At 63.9% G+C, this 20,433-nt stretch carries 16 protein-coding genes; 4 read left to right on the forward strand and 12 right to left on the reverse strand.

The annotated features are described in order from the left end of the window. Nucleotides 1–192: 192 nt before the first annotated feature. On the reverse strand, nt 193–1,077 hold the full coding sequence (locus tag ACP15K_RS02015; RefSeq protein WP_424989664.1) for an NAD(P)-dependent oxidoreductase: 885 nt from the start codon (nt 1,075–1,077) through the stop codon (nt 193–195). 189 nt (nt 1,078–1,266) lie between these two features. Here ACP15K_RS02015 and ACP15K_RS02020 point away from each other — a divergent pair, with 189 nt between their 5' ends. Then, on the forward strand, nt 1,267–3,093 hold the full coding sequence (locus ACP15K_RS02020; protein ID WP_193142066.1) for an autotransporter assembly complex protein TamA: 1,827 nt from the start codon (nt 1,267–1,269) through the stop codon (nt 3,091–3,093). Beyond that, a complete protein-coding gene (locus ACP15K_RS02025; protein ID WP_193142074.1) occupies nt 3,093–7,157 on the forward strand; it encodes a translocation/assembly module TamB domain-containing protein in 4,065 nt (1,354 codons plus the stop codon). Before ACP15K_RS02020 ends, ACP15K_RS02025 begins: the two co-directional genes overlap by 1 nt. Nucleotides 7,158–7,244: 87 nt before the next feature. Here ACP15K_RS02025 and phoB read toward each other — a convergent pair whose 3' ends face one another. From phoB to gmk, 9 genes are all read right to left on the reverse strand, one after another. Continuing rightward, nucleotides 7,245–7,916: a phosphate regulon transcriptional regulator PhoB gene (phoB, locus tag ACP15K_RS02030; protein WP_193142324.1), complete on the reverse strand. Its 672-nt coding sequence runs from the start codon at nt 7,914–7,916 to the stop codon at nt 7,245–7,247. Between the two features lie 21 nt (nt 7,917–7,937). After that, on the reverse strand, nt 7,938–8,654 hold the full coding sequence (phoU, locus tag ACP15K_RS02035; protein WP_193142076.1) for a phosphate signaling complex protein PhoU: 717 nt from the start codon (nt 8,652–8,654) through the stop codon (nt 7,938–7,940). An 11-nt stretch (nt 8,655–8,665) separates the two neighbouring features. Continuing rightward, nucleotides 8,666–9,463, reverse strand: coding sequence for a phosphate ABC transporter ATP-binding protein PstB (gene pstB / locus ACP15K_RS02040; protein WP_424989665.1), 798 nt, complete (start codon nt 9,461–9,463; stop codon nt 8,666–8,668). Between the two features lie 15 nt (nt 9,464–9,478). Then, a complete protein-coding gene (gene pstA / locus ACP15K_RS02045; protein ID WP_193142080.1) occupies nt 9,479–10,831 on the reverse strand; it encodes a phosphate ABC transporter permease PstA in 1,353 nt (450 codons plus the stop codon). After that, nucleotides 10,828–12,033 carry a phosphate ABC transporter permease subunit PstC gene (gene pstC / locus ACP15K_RS02050; RefSeq protein ID WP_193142082.1) on the reverse strand — a complete coding sequence of 402 codons (1,206 nt, stop codon included), beginning with the start codon at nt 12,031–12,033 and terminating at the stop codon, nt 10,828–10,830. Before pstC ends, pstA begins: the two co-directional genes overlap by 4 nt. Before the next feature lie 83 nt (nt 12,034–12,116). After that, entirely contained in the window at nt 12,117–13,157 is a 1,041-nt protein-coding gene (locus ACP15K_RS02055) for a PstS family phosphate ABC transporter substrate-binding protein (RefSeq protein WP_424989666.1), read from the reverse strand. A gap of 143 nt (nt 13,158–13,300) precedes the next feature. Further along, nucleotides 13,301–14,401: a sensor histidine kinase gene (locus ACP15K_RS02060; RefSeq protein WP_424989667.1), complete on the reverse strand. Its 1,101-nt coding sequence runs from the start codon at nt 14,399–14,401 to the stop codon at nt 13,301–13,303. Between the two features lie 40 nt (nt 14,402–14,441). Further along, a complete protein-coding gene (locus ACP15K_RS02065; protein WP_424989668.1) occupies nt 14,442–14,975 on the reverse strand; it encodes a gamma carbonic anhydrase family protein in 534 nt (177 codons plus the stop codon). Further along, a complete protein-coding gene (gene gmk / locus ACP15K_RS02070) occupies nt 14,972–15,613 on the reverse strand; it encodes a guanylate kinase (protein ID WP_193142088.1) in 642 nt (213 codons plus the stop codon). Before gmk ends, ACP15K_RS02065 begins: the two co-directional genes overlap by 4 nt. Nucleotides 15,614–15,929: 316 nt before the next feature. Between gmk and ACP15K_RS02075 the strand changes: the two genes are divergently transcribed. Next, nucleotides 15,930–16,625, forward strand: coding sequence for a PAS domain-containing protein (locus ACP15K_RS02075; RefSeq protein ID WP_424989669.1), 696 nt, complete (start codon nt 15,930–15,932; stop codon nt 16,623–16,625). 77 nt (nt 16,626–16,702) lie between these two features. On the opposite strand, the gene ACP15K_RS02080 is transcribed toward ACP15K_RS02075, so the two are convergent. Beyond that, nucleotides 16,703–18,073: a class II 3-deoxy-7-phosphoheptulonate synthase gene (locus ACP15K_RS02080; RefSeq protein ID WP_193142089.1), complete on the reverse strand. Its 1,371-nt coding sequence runs from the start codon at nt 18,071–18,073 to the stop codon at nt 16,703–16,705. A 196-nt stretch (nt 18,074–18,269) separates the two neighbouring features. Between ACP15K_RS02080 and ACP15K_RS02085 the strand changes: the two genes are divergently transcribed. Next, the gene (locus ACP15K_RS02085; RefSeq protein ID WP_424989670.1) at nt 18,270–19,250 is read left to right on the forward strand and encodes a GlxA family transcriptional regulator; all 981 of its coding nucleotides are present in this window, start codon (nt 18,270–18,272) and stop codon (nt 19,248–19,250) included. A gap of 42 nt (nt 19,251–19,292) precedes the next feature. On the opposite strand, the gene ACP15K_RS02090 is transcribed toward ACP15K_RS02085, so the two are convergent. Then, nucleotides 19,293–20,411, reverse strand: a complete 1,119-nt coding sequence (locus ACP15K_RS02090; protein ID WP_424989671.1) for a PQQ-dependent sugar dehydrogenase — start codon at nt 20,409–20,411, stop codon at nt 19,293–19,295. Nucleotides 20,412–20,433 lie beyond the last annotated feature (22 nt).

Consider the following 20,433-nt stretch of genomic DNA (forward strand, 5'->3'; position numbering starts at 1 on the left):
TTCCACGCCGCGCAAGTGCCTCGGCTACCGAACGCCCGCTGAGGTGTTTCAAAGCGAGCTGATGGAGTTACAGAACCGGCTGGAGTAAAACGACATATCAGGAACTGCACTTCACCGTGAGCTCACATCTTGGGGGCCGACGATGGCGCCCTGCGAGACCCGTTTCCGGATCCCGCACAGCCGTGATGGCTGTCAGATGTCCTGGCCCTTCAGAACGCGCAACCGCTGGATCAGGCTCGACGTGTCCCAGCGACCGCCGCCCAGCGATTGCACATCGCCGTAGAACTGGTCCACCAGCGCCGCAACCGGCAGGCTGACGCCCATGTCCTTGGCCTGTGCCAAAGCAATCCCTAGATCCTTGCGCATCCAGTCCACCGCGAAGCCGAAGTCGAACGCTCCGTCGACCATGGTGTCCGCGCGGTTGGCCAACTGCCACGAGCCACCGGCGCCTTGCGCCACCAGCTTGGCGACTTTCTTGGCATCCAGACCGGCCTCGCTCGCCATGAACAGCCCCTCCGAGATGCCCTGGACGATCCCGGCGATGCAGACCTGGTTGACCATCTTTGTCAGTTGACCGGCGCCGACCTCGCCAAACAGTTCGGTGGCTTTCGCGTAGGCCGACATCACGACCTGCGCGCGGTCGAAATCCGATTGGCTGCCGCCGCACATGATCGCCAGTTGGCCGCCTTCGGCACCAGCCTGGCCACCCGACACCGGCGCGTCGACAAAGCCGATGCCCTTGTCCGCGCCAACGGCTGCCAGTTCGCGGGCGACGGCGGCCGACGCCGTGGTGTGATCCACGAACAGGCTGCCTTCGCGCATCCCCGCATAGGCGCCGTCGTCGCCCAGAACCACCGATCTGAGATCGTCGTCGTTGCCCACGCAACAGAACACGATTTCGGCTTCCGCGGCGGCAGCCCGGGGTGTGTCGGCAGCGGTGCCTCCGTACTGCTCTGCCCAGGCTGCGGCCTTGGCGGCGGTGCGGTTATAGACGGTGACCTGATGGCCTGCTTGCTGAAGATGTCCGGCCATGGGAAACCCCATGACTCCAAGACCTAGAAACGCGACGCGTGACATGCTGGTTCTCCTTGCCTGACTGATCCCTGACATCGCGCCAGCCCATGGAAAGGTCAAAATGTTTTTTCCGGGTGAGACCGGGATACATCTTTTTCAAGGGAAATCGTACGGGGTCCAAGTCGGCGGTTTACAGCCCTACGAATCCACTTCACTAACGGGGGAATACCGCCTGTTGACCAAGGAATTGTCATGCGCCGACTTGTTGTGAACACCTTGACAATGGCCATTGTGGCCGTCCCTGCCCTTGCGTTCGACAGTGTCACGGTGACCGTCAGCGGAATTGCCGACGAGGACAAGCGCGAGGCCATCGAAGAGCGGCTCAAGTCGGTGGCATTGACCTCGCAGGCGCTGGAACAGGAAGAAAGCGACGCCGCGGTGATTTTCGGCAGCGCGCGGTCGGATTACTCCCGCATGGTCAGTGTCATGTACGGCGAAGGCTACTTTGGGCCTTCGGTGTCGGTGAAGATCGACGGACGCGAAGCGGCGGATATCGATCCTTTCACGCTGCCCCAGTCCATCGATAATGTGACCATCGCGGTCGAGGCCGGTCCGCAGTTCACCTTCGGCAAGACCAAGGTCGGACCCCGCCCTTCCACCGCAACCGCCAATCCGATCGTCGAGGGCTTTGTGCCGGGGGCTGTCGCTCAGGCCGATCTGGTGGTGTCTGCCGCCCGGGCCGGGGTTCAGGAATGGAAGGTGGATGGCCACGCCAAGGCCACCGTCAAGGATCAGACGATCATCGCCAATCACCCCAAGCGCCAGTTGAATGCCGAGGTCGTTCTGGCCCCCGGCCCGCTTCTTCACTTCGGCACGCTGAGCATCACCGGCGAACGGAACGTCAGCAACAAGCGCGTGCGCCAGATCATGGGCTTTCCAGAGGGCGAAGTTTACAACCCGGACGAATTGCGCGACGCGGTCAACCGTGTCCGCCGCACCGGCACCTTCAGCACGGTGTCGGTCCGCGAGGCCGAAACGCCCAATCCCGATGGCACGCTGGACTACCAGATGACGCTGATCGAGGAAAAACCACGCAGGTTCGGGCTGTTGGCCGAATACGATACACTTGATGGGTTCACGGTCGGCGGCTACTGGATCCACCGCAATCTGTTCGGCGGGGCCGAACGTCTGCGGATCGATGCCGAGGCGGCCAATATCGGCAGTGACAAGCTCAGCGACGCGGGGGGGATCGACTACACCGCGTCGTTCCGCCTGACACGGCCCGGCTCTTTCGGTCACGACAACGACGCCTTCGCCTTTGCGACCTATGAAGACACCAACGATCCGGATTACTCCGAAAAAGCCTTCAGCTTCGGCGTCGGTGTCACGCGTTATTTCAACGAAGATCTCTTTGGCCAGGTTGCCGGCGGTCTGCGCTATTCGCATTCGGTGGATGTGTTCGGGGATCGCGAATTCTACCACGCGATCCTGCCCGCGCGCCTTGAATGGGACAAACGCGATGATCCCGGCGATGCGACAAGGGGCTTCTATCTGGATACGCTGGCCACACCGTACCTGGGCCTGAGTGACAGCCAAAGCGGCATGGTCGCTTCGCTTGACGCGCGCACCTACCATGGCTTCGGAGAATCCAATTCGTTCGTCATGGCCGGGCGGCTGTTGCTAGGCACGGTCGTTGGCTCGGACCTGGATCAGACGCCGCCGGATTTCCTGTTCTTCTCGGGCGGCGCCGATACGGTGCGCGGTCAGAAATACAAAAGCCTCGGGGTCGATGTGGGCGCCAGCGAACAATCGGGTGGCCGCAGCTTCGTGGGTCTCTCGGCCGAGGCGCGCGTCAAGGTCACCGCGTCCATCGGCGTTGTGGGCTTCATCGACTATGGCTTTGTCGGACCGGACAGCTACCCCACCGACGCCGGGGACAGCCAGTCGGGTGTGGGCATCGGCGTGCGCTATGCCACGCCGATCGGTCCGTTGCGGGTCGATCTGGCCACGCCCTATACTGGTCAGGTGAAGGAATTCTCTTCGGTCGCTCTTTATATCGGCGTGGGACAGGCATTCTGATGACAACTCGGCGCATACTTCCCCCGATCATTCTGGCAGCCGTAGCGTCCACCGCGCCCATGGCGCTGGCACAGGACGACGGCACCAACGACGATGCCAGCTTTCTGGAAAACCTGATCCAGAACGCGCTTGGCGGCGAAGGCCGCACGGTGCAGGTGCGCGGGCTTGAGGGGCTGCTCAGTTCCGAAGCCCGCATCGGCCTGATCGAGATGTCCGACGATGACGGCGTGTTCCTGACCGTGCGCGACATCGTGCTGGACTGGCGCCGCCTGGCGCTGGTGCGGCGGCGGCTTGAAGTCAACGCGCTGACCATCGGCACCGTCGATTTCGTGCGTCCGCCCCTGCCTGGCCCCGAACAGCCGCCCGAACTGGCCGCCGATCCCGATGCCCAGCCCGAGCCGTTCGCTCTGCCCGAGCTGCCGGTGTCGGTCGATGTGAAACAACTGTCGGTCGGCGGTGTGCGCATCGGCGAGCCGGTGCTGGGCCAGCAGGTCGATCTGTCGGTCACCGGCAATGCCCGGTTGCAGGAAGGCGAAGGCGCGCTTGAACTGGCGATCTTCCGGATCGACGGGCAAGAGGCCTCGATCCGCGTCGCCGGCGGTTTCGAGAACGAATCCCGGCGTCTCTATGTCGATCTCGACGTGTCCGAGGCTGACGACGGTCTGATCACCACGCTGGCCGGTATTCCCGGCACGCCGCCGTTGGAACTGACGCTGAAGGGCGATGCCCCGATCAGCGACTTTCAGGCGGTACTGGAATTGCGCACCGATGACATCGTGCGCCTGGCCGGCGACATCGGTCTGCGCGAAGTTGCAGGCGACAGCCCCACGCCCGACCGGCTGATCACGGCGGATGTGGGCGGTGATGTCGCCGACTTGTTCCTGCCCGAATATCGCGACTTCTTTGGCGATGAGATCACGCTGAAACTCTCCGCCCGTCAGGGCGAAGCCGTCGGGCTGGATATCGAGGATCTGGACCTGAACACGCGCGGCCTGCGCCTGACCGGCGAGGTTGACCTGTCGCCCGAATACCTGCCGGTGACCGCCGATCTGAAGGCCAATCTGGGCACCGAGATCGGCCTGCCGGTGGTGCTGCCCCTGCCCGGCCCGCCGGTTCTGGTCGACAACGCCGATCTTGAGATCACCTATGACGAGGCCGCTGGCGATACCTTTTCGCTGGATCTGGTCGGCACTGGCTTCATGCAGGCGCAGGGCTATCTGCTGGATCGCGTGGCGCTGCAGGCCGCGGGCCAGTTGACGAAATCCGCGCCGACCACAGTGGACGAGGTGCAGGCGCGGGTTGACGCGGAAGTGTCGGGGTTCTCGACCACCGATCATGCGCTGTGGCAGGCGACGGGCGATGACTTCACCCTCGGCGCGCTGATCGACTGGGATATCGACGGGCTTCTGACGCTGCGCGACTTCCTTGTCTCCGCCGGCGACATCACCGCGCAGGGTCAGGCCGATGTGGCCGGTCTGTCGGAAAGCCGCCCGCAAATTTCGGCACAGCTCGACGCCGCGGTCGGCGATCTGGACCGGTTCTCGGCCCTTGTGGGCGAGGATCTGTCCGGTGCCATCGACACCGGGCTGACGGCCGAGTTCAACACCGTGACCGGCGAAGGCACTGTCACGCTGGACGGCCAGACCCGCGATATCGTTGTGGGCACCTATGACAGCAACGATCTGCTGGCCGGACTGGTGGATCTGAAGGTGGAGGCCGCGCGCGGTGCCGACGGCATCTCGCTGGACAACCTGTCGATCAGCGGCGAGCGTCTGGATCTGGCCGGCACCGCCCATATCGCGCCGGATTTCTGGCCGCAGCATGTGAAATTGACCGGCCGGGTCGGCTCGGGCAACGGCGTTCCGGTGGACCTGCCGGTGCCGGGGCAGGAAATCTCGCTGGGCCGGGCCGATCTGGATGTCAGCTATGACGCGGACACCGGTGACCAGTATGCCGTGACCCTCGCGGTCGAGGACTTCGCCCAGGCCGGTGTCATGGAATTGCAGGATCTGTCCCTGACCGCCGATGGCGCCCTGTCGCGCGACGGCAGCACGGTGACCGGCGCGACCTCGGATCTGGTGGCGGCCCTGAAGGGGGTCAGCGCGCAGGATCCCGAAATCTCGAAAGTTCTGGCCGACGGCGCGGATCTGAAAGCCAAGGTCGACTGGGTCGCCGACGGCGGCCTGCTGAACCTGTCGGGCTTCGCGTTGCGCTCGGGCGAGGTCAATGCCACGGCCGAGGTCAAGGTCACCGATCTGGCCGGCGAGGCGATGACGGTGGACAGCACCTTCGATCTGGTCTCGGGCCCGCTCAGCCGCTTCGCGGCCCTGTCGGGGCAGGACCTGACCGGCAGCGTCTCTGCACGCGGCACCGCGGCCTATGCGCTGGACACCGGGTTCTTCAACGTCGACGCCAATGCGCGCGCGCAGAACCTGGGCATCGGACAGCCGCAGGTCGACCAACTGGTTGCCGGTGAAACCACCCTGATTGCCCGCGCCCGCCGCGACGAGGACGGGCTGGTACTGGACACGGTCAAGCTGGACGCGGCGCAACTGAACCTGAATGCCGACGGCAACATGGTGAACGATATCACCACCATCAACCTGACCGCCGGATTGAAGGACGTGGGTGTTCTGACGCCCAGCTTCAACGGTCCGCTCAACATCGTGGCCACCGCAACCGGGGCTGGCGGCGGCTGGGGCGTGGACGGCAAGATGGATGGTCCGGGCGGATCGACCGCGACGGTCACGGGCGATGTGATCCGCGCCGATGGCACCATGGATCTGGAAGCCGTGGGTGCGATCCCGCTGGGGCTGGCCAACGTGTTCCTGCTGCCGCGCACCATCGACGGGCTGGCCCGCTTTGACCTGAAGGTCCAAGGCCAACCCGGACTGGATGCGGTCAACGGGACCGTCACGGTGGCCGGCGCACGTCTGACCGATCCGGCCACGCGCCTGACGCTGAACGACATTGCCGTCCAGCTTGGTCTGGCCAACAGCACCGCCAATCTGGATGTGGGCACCAACCTGTCGTCGGGGGGCCGCATCACGGTGACCGGGCCCATCGGGCTGGGCGATGGCCTGCCCGCCGAGATCACCGCGCGGCTCAGCCAGATCCATCTGGAAGATCCGACGCTGTATGATCTCAACCTGAACGGCGAGATCGACGTCAACGGTCCGCTGGCCGGGGGCGCGGCGATCAGCGGCGTGATCAATGTCGGGCGCAGCGTGCTGCGCATTCCGGGCGGTCTGAGCGGCGCCGGGTCGATCCCGGACATCCAGCACGTCGGCGAAGGCGCCAAGTCGCTGCAAACCCGCATCCGGGCCGGTCTGGTCGAGGAAGAGGACGACGGCAATGGCGGCGGTGGCGTCGCCTACCCGCTCGATATCCGCATCTCGGCGCCGAACCAGATCTTCGTGCGCGGGCGCGGTATCGATGCCGAAGTGGGCGGAGAGATTCAGATCGGCGGCACCACTGCGTCGGTCGAACCCAACGGCAGCCTGAAACTGATCCGCGGGCGCATGTCGCTTCTGGCCCAGCAACTGGATTTTGAAGCGGTCGATATCTCGCTGCAAGGCGATCTCGACCCAGACATCCGCATGATCGCAACTTCGGACAACGGCGACATCAACGCCAAGATCCAGATCGTGGGGCCGGCTTCGGATCCCGAACTGTCCTTCACCTCCGAGCCGGAACTGCCCGAGGACGAGGTGCTGGCGCAACTGTTCTTCGGCAAGCCGGTGCAGGACCTGACACCGCTGGAACTGGCCCAGCTGATCGGCGCCATCAATACGCTGACAGGTGGCAGCGGCGGCGTCTTTGGCCGCATTCGCGATGGCATCGGGGTCGATGATCTGAACGTGTCGACGGACGAAGAAGGCAGGACCGAGGTGACGGCGGGCAAGTACCTTACCGACAAGATCTACACCGACGTCACCGTCGGCTCAGATGGCAATACCGAGCTGGAGTTGAACTATGAAATCAACGACAAGCTGACGGCCCGCGGCGGCTTTGACCGCAAGGGCAACACCGCCCTGGGCTTCCGCTTCGAGCTTGACTACTAAGGTCACCCCCTTCGGGGCTATCCCATCAAAAAGCCCTCCGGCGCGTTGTGCGCCGGAGGGCTTTTTCCTGTCGCGGTGTGGGGCGTCTCAGCCCAGGGCGTAGCCCGCGCCGCGCACCGTGCGCACCGGATCGCCGCCGCCGAACTGGCACAGCGCCTTACGCAGGCGGCCGATGTGTACATCCACCGTGCGGGTGTCGACATAGATATCCCGCCCCCAGACACGATCCAGAAGCTGTTCGCGGCTCCAGACCCGGCCAGGTTTTTCCATGAAGGTGGATAGCAGGCGAAATTCGGTCGGTCCCAGCTTCAGCGGATGGCCATCGCGAAACACCTTGTGGCTTTCCGCGTCCAGCGTGATGTCCTCGAACTCCAGCACCTCGCCAACGGTCGCGGGCCGGGTGCGCCGCAGTTGCGAACGGACGCGCGCCATCAACTCGATCACCGAATAGGGTTTGACCACATAGTCATCGGCCCCGGTTTCCAGACCGCGCACGCGATCCACCTCTTCGGACCGCGCCGACAGCATGATGATCGGCACGCCTCGGGTTTCGGGCCGGGTCTTGAGCTGGCGGCAGACCTCGATGCCCGAGACATTGGGCAGCATCCAGTCCAGCACGATCAGATCCGGCGCCTGCTCTTTCACCAGCATCAGCGCCTCTTCCCCGTTCTCGGCCCGTGCCACGGCATAGCCTTCGGATTCGAGATTGTAGGCGAGGATTTCCCGCTGCGCCGGTTCGTCCTCGACGATCAGCACCATGGGTTTGACAGAGGCAACCACCTATCCCTCCGTCGGCGTAGTGATAAAGGCGGTGTGATCGGCCTTGGGGCGCACCTCTGTCGGCACTTCGCCGGACACAAGATAGATGACCTGATCGGCGATCGAGGTCACATGGTCACCCATGCGTTCGATGTTCTTGGCGATGAAATGCAGATGCATGCAGCCGGTGATGTGGCGCGGATCTTCCATCATGTAAGTCAGGAACTGGCGGAACATGGCATTGTACATCTGATCCACGTCGCCGTCGCGCACGCGCACGTCCTGCGCCAGATCCACATCACGATGGATATAGCTGTCCAGCGCATCCTTCAGCATCAGTTCCACCGCCTGTGCCATGCGCCGCAGGTCCGAGGTCGCGCCCTCGATCGGCGTCATCTGCGCCAGCACCGAGGTCCGCTTGGCGATGTTCTTGGCATAGTCGCCCATGCGTTCCAGATTGCCGCTGATCTTCATCACGGTCAGCACCGTGCGCAGATCGCCCGCCGCCGGGGCGCGCAGGGCGATCAGCCGGGCCGCTTCGGTGTTGATGCGCTGTTCCAACTCGTCAATCTGCAGGTCCTGCCGGCGCACCGCGGCGGCCAGCTCCTCGTCGCGATTTTCCAGCGAGGTGGCGGCGTCCAGGATGGCGGTTTCCACCAGTCCGCCCATTTTCATGATATGGGCCTGAACGGCTTCGAGTTCCCGGTCATAGACCGAGCTGATATGTTCTTCGATCACGACAGTTGTCCTTATCCGATACGGCCGGTGATGTAGCTTTCGGTGCGCGGGTCTTTCGGGTTGGTGAAAATGTCCCCTGTCTTGCCGAATTCCACAAGTTCGCCCAAGTGGAAAAACGCGGTGCGCTGGCTGACACGCGCGGCCTGTTGCATCGAGTGGGTAACGATGATCACCGAGAAATTGGTGCGCAACTCTTCGATCAGTTCCTCCACCTGTGCGGTGGCAATCGGGTCCAGTGCCGAGCAGGGTTCGTCCATCAACAGAACCTCGGGCTCGGTCGCCACGGCGCGCGCGATGCACAGGCGCTGCTGCTGGCCGCCCGACAGGCCGGTGCCCGGCGCATGCAGACGATCCTTGACCTCGTCCCAGATGGCGCCTCGTCGCAGGGATCTCTCGACCACCATGTCCAGATCGGCCTTGCTGTCCACCAGGCCGTGGATGCGCGGGCCATAGGCGATGTTGTCATAGATCGACTTGGGGAACGGGTTGGGTTTCTGAAACACCATGCCGACCTTGGCGCGCAGTTGCACCGGGTCGACCTTGCGGTCGTAGATGTTCTCGCCATCCAGCGACAGCTTGCCCTCGACCCGGCAGATGTCGATGGTGTCGTTCATCCGGTTCAGGCAGCGCAGGAAGGTGGATTTGCCACAGCCCGACGGGCCGATGAAGGCAGTGACCGTGTTGGATTCGATCCGCACGTTCACATCCTTGATCGCGTGATTGTCGCCGTAATAGACCTGCACGTTCTCGCAGTCGAACTTGATCGCTTTCGTGTCCACGTCGCGCTCCACAATTCTCATGTCGTTCATTTGTCGGTACTCCAATTACCAGCGGCGTTCAAACCGGCGGCGCAGGATGATGGCCAATGTGTTCATGAGCACGAGGAACACCAGCAGCACGATGATGGCGCCAGACGCGCGTTCAAAGAAGGCGGGGTCGGACCTTTGGGTCCAGTTGTACACCTGGACCGGCAGGGCCGTGGCGGGATCGAACAGACCTTCGGGCGGGGCCGCGGGATATTCGCGCACGAAAGCCACCATGCCGATCAGCAGCAGCGGCGCGGTTTCGCCCAGGGCCTGCGCCAGCCCGATGATGGCGCCGGTCAGGATGCCCGGCATCGCCAGCGGCAGGATGTGGTGAAACACCGTCTGCATTTTCGAGGCACCCAGGCCAAGGGCGGCATCGGCAATCGACGGCGGCACCGATTTCAGTGCGGCGCGGGTCGAGATGATGATCGTCGGCAGGGTCATCAGCGTCAGCACCAGTCCGCCCACGATGGGCGCCGATTGCGGCAGATGTGCGAAGTTGATGAAGATCGCCAGCCCGAGGATGCCGAAGACGATGGACGGCACGGCAGCCAGGTTCGAGATGTTGACCTCGATGATGTCGGTCAGCCAGTTCTGTGGCGCGAATTCTTCAAGATAGATCGACGACGCCACGCCGATGGGCAAGGCCAGGCACAGCACCACCATCATCATGTAGAGCGAGCCGAGGATCGCAACGCCCAGCCCCGCCGCTTCGGGCCGCTGGTCCGAGGCATCCGGCGCGGTCAGGAAGGCCCAGTTGAAGCGGGTTTCCATCATGCCTTCGGCCACCATGGCGTCGGCCAGATCCAGCTGCTGAACCGAAATGTTGTTGTCCATTTCGGCAGATTCGTGGGTGACGCGGCCCTTGAAATAGCCGTCGATGCGGCCATTGGCGAGAAACTCGAAGCTTTGGGTGGTGCCGATCAGCTCGGGGTTGGCGCGCACGAAGCGCAGAAGCTGTCCCGGCGCCTCTTTCGAGATCATCGCGCCGACCATCTTGTCGGTCAGCCCTTCAATGTCGCTTCCCAGTTCGGTGGCGACGGTCTGGGTGGCCTGCTTGATCAGCGGTGCCACGGCAAAGGTGGTCAATTTGGCCATATCTGCCGGATCGCGGTTGCCGTTCTTGTCCAGCTTGTCGGCGCGCAATTCCACATCCATGACCACATAGGTCTGGCGGAAGGCCGGCATCCCCTGGCTGAGGATCGAACTTAGCAGCACGATCAGCGCCATCAGCCCCAGAAGCACGGCGCTGAGACCGTAGAAGCGAAAGCGTTTCTCGGCGGCATTGCGGCGGCGGGTGCGGGCGCTGACCTCATACAGCGAGGTCGTCTTGCGCGCCGGAGATGCGGGCGCTGCGGTCACATCGGTCATTCGTACTGTTCCCGATAGGTGCGGACGATAATGAGCGCGAGCACGTTCAGCCCGAGCGTGATGACGAAAAGCGTGATCCCCAGGGCAAAGGCCACCAGCGTTTCGGGCGAAGCGAAATCGGTATCCCCGGTCAACTGGCTGACGATCTTTACGGTGACCGTGGTCATGGCCTCGAACGGGTTCAGCGACAGCCGGGCGGCGGCCCCTGCCCCCATCACCACGATCATGGTCTCTCCGATGGCGCGCGAGGCTGCCAGCAGGATCGCCCCGACGATGCCCGGCAGGGCCGCCGGAATCACCACCTTCTTGATGGTTTCCGACTTGGTGGCGCCCAGCCCGAACGAGCCGTCGCGCATCGCCTGCGGCACCGCGTTGATGATGTCGTCGGACAGCGATGATACGAAGGGGATCAACATGATGCCCATGACAAGCCCGGCGGTGGCCACCGACGAGGCGCTTTCGCCCAGTCCCATCGGGATCGCGAAAACATCGCGCAGGATCGGGCCGACGGTGATCAGGGCAAACAGTCCGTAGACGATGGTCGGGATGCCGGCCAGAACCTCCAGCAGCGGCTTGGCCACGGCGCGCAGTTTCGGTCCGGCGTATTCCGCCAGGTAGATGGCCGCGAACAAGCCCACGGGTACTGCCACCATCAGCGCGATGAACGAGACATAGAGCGTGCCCCAGAGCAGCGGCAGCATCCCCAGATCGCTGTCACCGCGAAAATTCGGGGCCCAGTTGGTACCGAAGAAGAACCGTGTCCAGGGGTACTGACCAAAGAAATTGCGGGCCTCGAACAGCATCGACAACACCAGGCCGATGGTGGTCAGGATGGCGATGGAAGAAGCCAGGATCAGGATGACGCGGATCATCTTTTCGACCCCGTCGCGGGCGCGGTAGCCGCGCTCGATCCGGGCATGGGTCACATAGAAGGCAGCGCAGGCGCCGGCCAGGGTCAGCACCGACAGCGCGATGTTGTTGCCATCCGCGACGCCCATCAGCGCGCGGCCCAGGGCGGCGACGACCATGACGAACAGCCCGGCCAGAAAGGTCGCAAGCCCGACGTTCCAGCCATGATAGGGCAGCAGCGAATGCATCACCCGGTTGCTGCCACCTGAGACGGAAACCGCCTTTCGGTGACCCATGATGTATCCCAGCACCGACAGGGTGACGAGGATCAGAAAAAGCCAGGTTCCGGGCATTCATTCCACCAAAACTGTCAGGATCAACAAGGGGAGCGGCGCTGGCGCGAACCGATCCCCCCGGTGTTCGGGTTTGCGTCCGGTTACGAGCCGGTTGCGATGGTCTCTTCCGCAGCGATGGCGGTCTGGGTGTCGGCCAGGTCCGGATCGGACACCAGACCGTATTCCGCCAGCGGGCCATCGGGGCCGGCCACGTCGTCCATCAGGAAGAATTCGGCATATTCCATCAGGCCGGGGATCGTGCCGATGTGCTGTTTCTTCACGTAGAAATACAGCGGGCGCGACACCGGGTAGTCGCCCGAGGCGATGGATTCGGTCGAGGGGACGACGCCGGACATGGTGGCAACCTGCAGCTTGGCGGTGTTGTTCTCGTAGAACGACAGGCCGAACACGCCGATGCCTTCGGGGTTCGAATCGATGCGCGCCAGCGTCTCGGTGTAGTCGCCGTCGATATCGACCGACACGCCGTCGGTGCGGATCGCGATGCAGGATTTCTCGGCGGCTTTCTTGTCGCCGCCGGCGGCCGCCTTGAACGCCTCGAAGTCGCCGGTTTCCTCGCAGCCCGCCAGGATCACCTTGTCTTCAAAGACTTCGCGGGTCCCGTGCTTGGTGCCGGGAATGAAGGCCGCGATCTTCTGGGCCGGCAGATCCGGGTTCACCTCGTTCCACATGGTGTAGGGGTTGGCGACGACCGCGCCGTCAACCACGATCTCGGCAGACAGCGCCTTGTACCAGTCTTCAGGGGTGAACGCGAAGGCATTGCCGTCGATGGCCGAGGCAAAGACAATGCCGTCATAGCCGAAACGGATTTCCATGATCTCGGTCACACCGGCATCGGCGCAGGCCTTGACTTCGTTTTCACGGATCTTGCGCGACGAATTGGCGATGTCGATGGTGTTGTCGCCGATGCCTTCGCAGAATTTCTTCAGACCGGCCGAGGAGCCGCCCGATTCCACGACCGGGGTCGGGAAGTCGAAGTTTTCACCAAAGGCTTCTGCCACGATCGAGGCATAGGGCAGAACGGTGGACGACCCGGCAACCTGGATCTGGTCACGGGCGGCTGCGGCAGTGGCGGAAACGGCAGCGATCGCCAGCGCCGAGGCGGTCAGTTTCACGAAGGTCATGGATTGCTCCTGATTGAATATTCGCCAGGCGACCCTTCCACAAGGATCTCCCTGACGCGGGGCGTATGCCATCCGGGTCGAGCTTTTGTGACGGTTCGGTAACTGTTTTATGACAAACGCCGGGGCTTATCCGTGACCTTGGGTCATTTGCCCCGAACCGGCAGGCTGATCCGAAACCGGCTGCCCTTGCCCGGGGTGCTGTCGATCTTCAGGTGACCGCGATGGCGGTTCATGATGTGCTTGACGATGGCCAGCCCCAACCCGGTGCCGCCCGCCGATTGCGCCCGGTGATCGTCGGCGCGGTAGAACCGCTCGGTCAACCGGTGCAGGTGGATGGTGTCGATCCCCGGCCCCTCGTCGGCCACGGTCACAGCCACCGCGGCAGAGCCGAGATTCGGATCGCGGGCCACCAGTTCGTACTGGATATGAATCACCCCGCCCGCGCCGCCGTACTTGATGGCGTTCTCGATCAGGTTGGTGAACACCTGCCGCAACTGGTCCGCATCGCCGCGCACCTGTGGCAGGTCTGGTGCCGCACCGATATCGAAGACCACCCCGGCGGCTTCGGCCAGGGGGCGCAGGCTCAGGCAAACCGAATCCACAATGTCCGGCAGAGACTGCAACTCGGTGGGCCGCACCCGTTCCTCGGATTCGACCCGCGACAGCGACAGCAGGTCGTCCACCAGCCGGTTCATGCGCTCCGCCTCGCGCGCCATGATTTCCAGAAACCGGTCGCGTGCGGCCGCATCGTCCCGGGCCGGACCGCGCAGGGTTTCGATGAACCCCACAAGGGCGGTCAGCGGCGTGCGCAATTCATGGCTGACATTGGCAACGAAGTCGCGGCGCATCTGGCTGGCGGTTTCGATCGAGGTCACGTCCTCAAGGCTGGTCAGCACTGCCGACACCGGGGTGCTTTCGATCGGCGTGCAGGTGACGCGATAGACCGTTTCGGTGGCCAGATCCTTGTGCACGAAGCGCGCGTGATGTGGGCGGGCCTCCTGAAACGTGCCGGCGATGGCGTCGGTCACATCCGGATGCCGCAGCACCGTCAGAAAGTGCCGCCCGACCATGTTGCGTCCCAGCAGCTTTTCGGCGCGCGGGTTCAGGGCGACGATGCGTTCGTCCTGCCCCACAAGGATCAGCGGCAGCGGCACGCCGTTGAGCAGCGCCGATACATCGGTCACCGCAAGGTTGCCGGCCTGTATGGGCCGAAACGTCTCTGCATCCTGCGGGGATCGCGCCATGGCCGTCTCCTGCGTGGTGTTGCCTGCCGTCAGGGGCGGGTCACTGGGCCAGCGGGTCCAGCCCGTCGCGGAAGCGGCGCATGTTGGCTTGATAGCCTTCGGCCGAGCGGGTCAGTCCGGCAATGGCGTCCTCCGTCAGGTCGCGCACGACCTTGGCCGGCACCCCCATTACCAGCGATCCGTCGGGAATCTCCTTGCCCTCGGTCACCAGTGCCCCGGCGCCGATCAGGCAGTTGCGCCCGATTTTCGCACCATTCAGCACCGTGGCGCCCATGCCGATCAGGCTGTTGTCGCCGATGGTGCAGCCATGCAGCATCGCCTTGTGGCCCACCGTGCAATTGCGCCCGATGGTCAGGGGATAGCCCATGTCGGTGTGCAGCACGCAGTTTTCCTGGATGTTGCTGCCCGGTCCGACGTGGATCAACTCGTTGTCGCCGCGCAGGGTGCAGCCGAACCAGACCGAACTGCCGCTGTCCAGCCGCACCTTTCCGATCACATTGGCCGTCGGGGCGACCCAGACATCGCCATCCTCGGGCAGCACCGGGGTTTCACCGTTCAATGCATACAGGGTCATAGCCGCTCCTCGAATTCCGTGTTGAGCCCGCGCACGAAGGCTGTCAGGCCAGGCCGCCGGATGCGCTTCAGCCGTTCGGCCGTCACGATGGCCTGCACTTCGGCTTCGGCGATGTCGATATCCTCGTTCACCAGCACATAGTCGTATTCGGCCCAATGGCTGATTTCGTCACGCGACCGCTTCATGCGGCCCGCGATCACCTCGTCACTGTCCTGACCGCGGCTGTTCAACCGGCGCTCCAGCTCGGCGATGGAGGGCGGCAGCACGAAGATCGACACCACGTCCTCGGCCCGCAGCGAATTGCGCACCTGCTGTCCGCCCTGCCAGTCGATGTCGAGAAGGATGTCCCGGCCCGTTTCCAGCGCGGCCACAACCGGCGATTTCGGGGTGCCATAGAAATTTCCGAACACCTCGGCATGTTCCAGAAGCTCGCCCTCGGCCACCATGCCGCGGAACTGGTCGTGGCTGTGGAAGAAATATTCCCGCCCGTGTGCCTCGCCCGGACGTGGGGCGCGGGTGGTGGCCGAGACCGAAAAGCCGATCTCGGGATCCCAGGCGCGCAGGCGCTTTGCCAGGGTGGATTTCCCCGCGCCCGAAGGCGATGACAGGATGATCAGCAAACCGCGACGCTGGGACATGGGAACCCTTCTGGCTGGACAAGTCGTGCGGCAAATGACGCGGAATAGCCTGTGGGGTCAAGCCCGCGCAAGCGCCCTGCACGTCCCGGTGCCGGGTGACACAGGCAAACGGAGTTGGCCCCCGCGCCGGACGGTAATCCCAATAAATTAACCAGCGCGTCAAATTGAACAACACATTGAGTGAAATCTGTGTCAAATATCCCCCGCCCCCGGCAGGAAATCGACCTCGCAGCGGGGTGGGCAAAACGAGTCTGCAAGGTCAGGGGACTGTGATATGCATGGGGAAAGCGACTTCGGCACAAACATGACAAATGTCGTGCCGTTTGGAATAGGCACCGCTGACATGAAACATCCGGCGCTGGCACAGATCGAAGCCTATTGGGAAGCCCTTCGCGGTGATCGTCTGACCCCGTTGCGGTCCGAGGTTGACCCGCGCGGCATTGATCGCGCGCTGGAACATGCCTTCATCCTTGAGCGTATTGCCCCCGGCGTGGCCCGGTTCCGGCTGGCCGGGATGCATCTGAACGATCTGATGGGCATGGAAGTGCGCGGCATGCCCGTCACCGCCTTCATCGCCCCGAAAGCCCGCGACCAGATCAGCGATGCGCTGGAGCATGTGTTCGAAGCCCCGGCCCGCGCCCGTATCCGGCTGACCGGCAGCGCCCCTGTCGGCGCCTCGAAGGCCGAGGCCGAGATGGTGCTTCTGCCCCTGCGCAGTGATCTGGGCGACATCAGTCGTGCGCTGGGATGTCTGGTGTCACAGAGGATTACCGGAAAACCGCCACATCGGTTCGGCATCGCCTCGGTCGACCTGGAGCGTCTGTCGGACAGCGATGTTGAGGTGCCGGAATACCGCCAGGCTGCCAGCGACGAACCAGCCCCGGCGATGCAGGAACGTCAGGCGCCCTTCGCATCACCGCACCCCGCGAAAAACGACGCGGCAAAGGACACGGCGGGCGACGGACCGGACGGCGCCCGGCATCTGCGGCTTGTGCACAATCGGGACGATTGATCCGATCTGACCACGCCCGACACCGAAAAAAGGCGGACCCGAGGGGCCCGCCTTTCTTGTGTCACGATGGCTAAGGGTCAGAGCGCGGCAGCCGCTCCGGACCCGCCAGAGGTCGAGAGTTCTTCGGCCACAAGGAACGCCAGTTCCAGCGATTGCGAGGCATTCAGGCGCGGATCGCAAGCGGTGTGATAGCGCGAGGACAGGTCATCCTCGGTCACGTCGCGCACGCCGCCGGTGCATTCGGTCACGTCCTTGCCGGTCATTTCGAAATGCACGCCGCCGGGATGGGTGCCCTCGGCCTTGTGGATGGCGAAGAATTCGCGCACTTCGCGCAGCACGCTGTCGAAGGGCCGGGTCTTGTAACCGGTCGCCGACTTGATGGTGTTGCCGTGCATCGGGTCGCACGACCAGACCACGTTGGCGCCTTCCTCCTGCACGGTCTTGATCAGTCGCGGCAGATGCTCGCCCACGCTGCCCGCGCCGAAGCGGGCGATCAGGGTCAGACGTCCGGCTTCGTTATTGGGGTTCAGCTTCTCCATCAGCACCTTGAGATCTTCAACGGTGGTGGTGGGCCCGCATTTCAGACCGATGGGGTTTTGTACGCCGCGGCAGAATTCCACATGCGCGCCATCGGGCTGACGGGTGCGGTCGCCGATCCACAGCAGATGTCCCGAACCCGCCACCGGCTTGCCGGAGGTGGAATCGATCCGGCACAAGGCTTCTTCGTATTCCAGCAGCAGCGCTTCATGGCTGGTGTAGAAATCCACCGTGTGCAGGGTCGGCGCCACTTCCGATGACACGCCGGCGGCGTTGATGAAGTCCAGCGCATCCGAGATGCCGTTGGCCATCTCGCTGTAGCGGTCGATCTCGGCCTTGTCGGTGAAACCCAGCGTCCAGGCGTGCACCTGGTGCATGTCCGCATAGCCGCCCTGGCTGAAGGCGCGCAGCAGGTTCAGCGAGGCCGCGGCCTGGGTGTAGGCCTGCAACATCCGCCGCGGATCGGGAATGCGTGCTTCCGGGGTGAAGTCGATGTCGTTGATGATGTCGCCACGGTAGGATGGCAGTTCCACACCACCGATGGTTTCCGTCGCCGCCGAGCGCGGCTTGGCGAACTGCCCGGCCATACGGCCGATCTTGACCACCGGCACCTTGGCGCCCCAGGTCAGCACCATCGCCATCTGCAGCATCACCTTGAAGGTGTCACGGATCGAATCCGCGCTGAACTCGCCAAAGCTTTCGGCGCAGTCGCCGCCCTGCAACAGGAAGGCCTCGCCGCGTGCGACCTTGGCCAGTTCGGACTTCAGCGTGCGCACTTCGCCGGCAAAGACCAGCGGCGGATAGCTTGAAAGCTGGCTTTCAACGGCTGCAAGCGCATCTGCGTCGGTATAATCCGGCATCTGCACCCGGGGCTTCGTTCTCCAGTCTGATTTCATCCATGAGTTGGTCATGGGAGCCTCCGCTATATCTGGCCCGCGTTGTTTGAGCCGGCCTTGCCTATAGCCGCTCACATTGGAAATGAAAACATGCTTGCAGCGACTGATTGCGGCTGTCACGGGGCGCCGGGGCGGAATATTCAAGCTTCCTCTGGACCCGGCCTTCCAAACCGGGCTTCTATACGACACCACGACCGCCCAGGACCGCCCGATGACATCAGCCCTACCGCCCACCGAGACGCGGCGCTTCGTCTTTGTTCTTTTGCCGAAATTCAGTCTGCTGGCTTTTGCCGCGGCGATCGAAGCCCTGCGTCTGGCCAATCGGACGGCGGGGCGTGCGGTGTTCTCCTGGTCGCTTGTCGGCGAGGATGCGCAGACCGCCACCTGTTCGGCGGGCACCAGCTTTTCCCTGGATGGCGGGTTGGAGGAGTTGCGGCGGGAAGATGTCATCCTGCTCTGCGGCGGGCTGGACATCCAGGAGGCCACCACCAAACGCCTGCTGAACTGGTTGCGGCGCGAGTCGCGACGTGGATGCACCGTGGCCGGCCTGTGTACCGGCGCCCACGCCATGGCCAAGGCTGGCTTGCTGGACGGGCGCAAGGCCACGATCCACTGGGAAAACCACGACAGTTTCGCCGAGGATTTTCTGGACGTGGATCTGACCAAGTCGGTCTTCGTGATGGATGGCAACCGCTACACCTGTGCCGGGGGCACTGCCGCCATCGACCTGATGCTAAAGCTGGTGGCCAACACCGCCGGCAACGATATTGCATCGAACGTGGCGGACATGCTGATCTATTCCTCGATCCGCACCGATCAGGACACCCAGCGGTTGTCGATCCCGACCCGGATCGGCGTGCGTCATCCCAAGCTGGCGGCGGTGATACAGGAGATGGAGCAGAACATCGAGGAACCGATCAGCCCGTCGATCCTGGCCCGTGACGTGGGCCTGTCGACGCGGCAGCTGGAACGGCTGTTCCGGCGGTATCTGAACCGCTCGCCCAAGCGGTACTACATGGAGTTGCGGCTTCAGAAGGCGCGCAACCTGCTGATGCAGACCGACATGAGTGTCATCAATGTGGCGCTGGCCTGCGGATTCACCTCGCCCTCGCATTTTTCCAAATGCTACCGCGCGCAATATGAGACAACGCCCTACCGCGAACGCGGGGCACAGGCGGCGCAGGAAGACTGATCCGCCTCCGGCGGGAGTATTTGTGACAAGAAAAAGCGGAGATCACCGCGCAGGGGTTACGCGGTAGGCGGTGCCGTCGTTTTCCGACAGGAACCAGAGGCTGCCGTCCGGCGCTTCGCGAATGTCGCGGACTCGGCCAGTCTGCGGCGCCGATAGGCGTTCGGCCTCGGTCTGCGTCTCGCCGTCGATACGGCTGATCATGTCGAATTTCAGCGAGCCCGCGAAGATGTCGCCACGCCATTGCGGCCAGAGCTTGCCGGAATAGATCACCAGCCCGGACGGCGCGATGGAGGGATCCCAGTAGTGGGCGGGCTGCGCCATCCCCGGTTTCGCGGTGCCTTCGCCGATCTTTGCGCCCGAGTAGTGGCGGCCATAGGCGATCACCGGCCAGCCATAGTTGGCGCCCTTGCGAATGCGGTTCAGCTCATCCCCGCCGCGGGCGCCATGTTCGGTGATCCAAAGCTGGCCGCGCGCATCCAGGGCCGCGCCCTGCGGGTTGCGATGGCCATAGGACCAGATTTCAGGCCGGGCGCCGGGGGTGGCGGTGAATGGATTGTCCGCCGGGGCCTGCCCGTCGCGGGTCAGGCGCAGGACGGTGCCGTTGTGGCGCGACAGATCCTGTGCGGCGGCGCGGTCGCCGCGATCGCCAATGGTCATGAAAAGGGTGCCATCGGGGGCCTCGACCAGACGCGCGCCGAAATGGCGGCCGCCGGAGCTTCCCTTCGCGATCTGGAACAGCTGCTGCACTTCTGTCAGGCGCGTGCCGTCCTTCGTCAGACGCCCACGTCCCAGGGCCGTGCCACTGCCGCCCGGCTGGGGCTTGGCATAGGTGAAGAAGACCTCGCGTCGGGTGGCGAAATCGCGCGGCACGAGGATGTCCAGAAGGCCGCCCTGCCCCGGGGTCGCGATCTTTGGAAGGCCCGTCACCGACGTCGCGCGGCCCTCGCGAACGTGCAACAAGCGCCCGTCGCGTTCGGTGATCAGCAGGCCGCCTCCGGGCAGGAACCCAAGCGCCCAGGGCGTGTCGAGACCAGTGACCATCGGTGTGATCGTCAGGCGACCGGCGGAACTGTCCACCGTTTGGGCGGTCGCAGAGAGGGACAACCCGAGACCCAAAGTCACTATGGCGAGAAGGCGGAAGGAATGTCGAAGCGCGATCATACCCGGAATCTAGCCCCCCTGG

This window comes from Fluviibacterium sp. S390 (assembly GCF_049800695.1).
Lineage (GTDB): Bacteria > Pseudomonadota > Alphaproteobacteria > Rhodobacterales > Rhodobacteraceae > Meridianimarinicoccus.

What these genes read in the sequence shown, in the direction of transcription:
- ACP15K_RS02065 (WP_424989668.1), bottom strand. Translation starts at nt 14,975, where the DNA reads ATGACCCTGTATGCATTGAACGGTGAAACCCCGGTGCTGCCCGAGGAT.
- ACP15K_RS02025 (WP_193142074.1), top strand. Translation starts at nt 3,093, where the DNA reads ATGACAACTCGGCGCATACTTCCCCCGATCATTCTGGCAGCCGTAGCG.
- ACP15K_RS02015 (WP_424989664.1), bottom strand. Translation starts at nt 1,077, where the DNA reads ATGTCACGCGTCGCGTTTCTAGGTCTTGGAGTCATGGGGTTTCCCATG.
- ACP15K_RS02055 (WP_424989666.1), bottom strand. Translation starts at nt 13,157, where the DNA reads ATGACCTTCGTGAAACTGACCGCCTCGGCGCTGGCGATCGCTGCCGTT.
- ACP15K_RS02090 (WP_424989671.1), bottom strand. Translation starts at nt 20,411, where the DNA reads ATGATCGCGCTTCGACATTCCTTCCGCCTTCTCGCCATAGTGACTTTG.
- phoB (WP_193142324.1), bottom strand. Translation starts at nt 7,916, where the DNA reads ATGGTGCTGATCGTCGAGGACGAACCGGCGCAGCGGGAAATCCTCGCC.
- ACP15K_RS02085 (WP_424989670.1), top strand. Translation starts at nt 18,270, where the DNA reads ATGACATCAGCCCTACCGCCCACCGAGACGCGGCGCTTCGTCTTTGTT.
- pstB (WP_424989665.1), bottom strand. Translation starts at nt 9,463, where the DNA reads ATGAACGACATGAGAATTGTGGAGCGCGACGTGGACACGAAAGCGATC.
- gmk (WP_193142088.1), bottom strand. Translation starts at nt 15,613, where the DNA reads ATGTCCCAGCGTCGCGGTTTGCTGATCATCCTGTCATCGCCTTCGGGC.
- ACP15K_RS02080 (WP_193142089.1), bottom strand. Translation starts at nt 18,073, where the DNA reads ATGACCAACTCATGGATGAAATCAGACTGGAGAACGAAGCCCCGGGTG.
- pstC (WP_193142082.1), bottom strand. Translation starts at nt 12,033, where the DNA reads ATGCCCGGAACCTGGCTTTTTCTGATCCTCGTCACCCTGTCGGTGCTG.
- ACP15K_RS02020 (WP_193142066.1), top strand. Translation starts at nt 1,267, where the DNA reads ATGCGCCGACTTGTTGTGAACACCTTGACAATGGCCATTGTGGCCGTC.
- pstA (WP_193142080.1), bottom strand. Translation starts at nt 10,831, where the DNA reads ATGACCGATGTGACCGCAGCGCCCGCATCTCCGGCGCGCAAGACGACC.
- ACP15K_RS02060 (WP_424989667.1), bottom strand. Translation starts at nt 14,401, where the DNA reads ATGGCGCGATCCCCGCAGGATGCAGAGACGTTTCGGCCCATACAGGCC.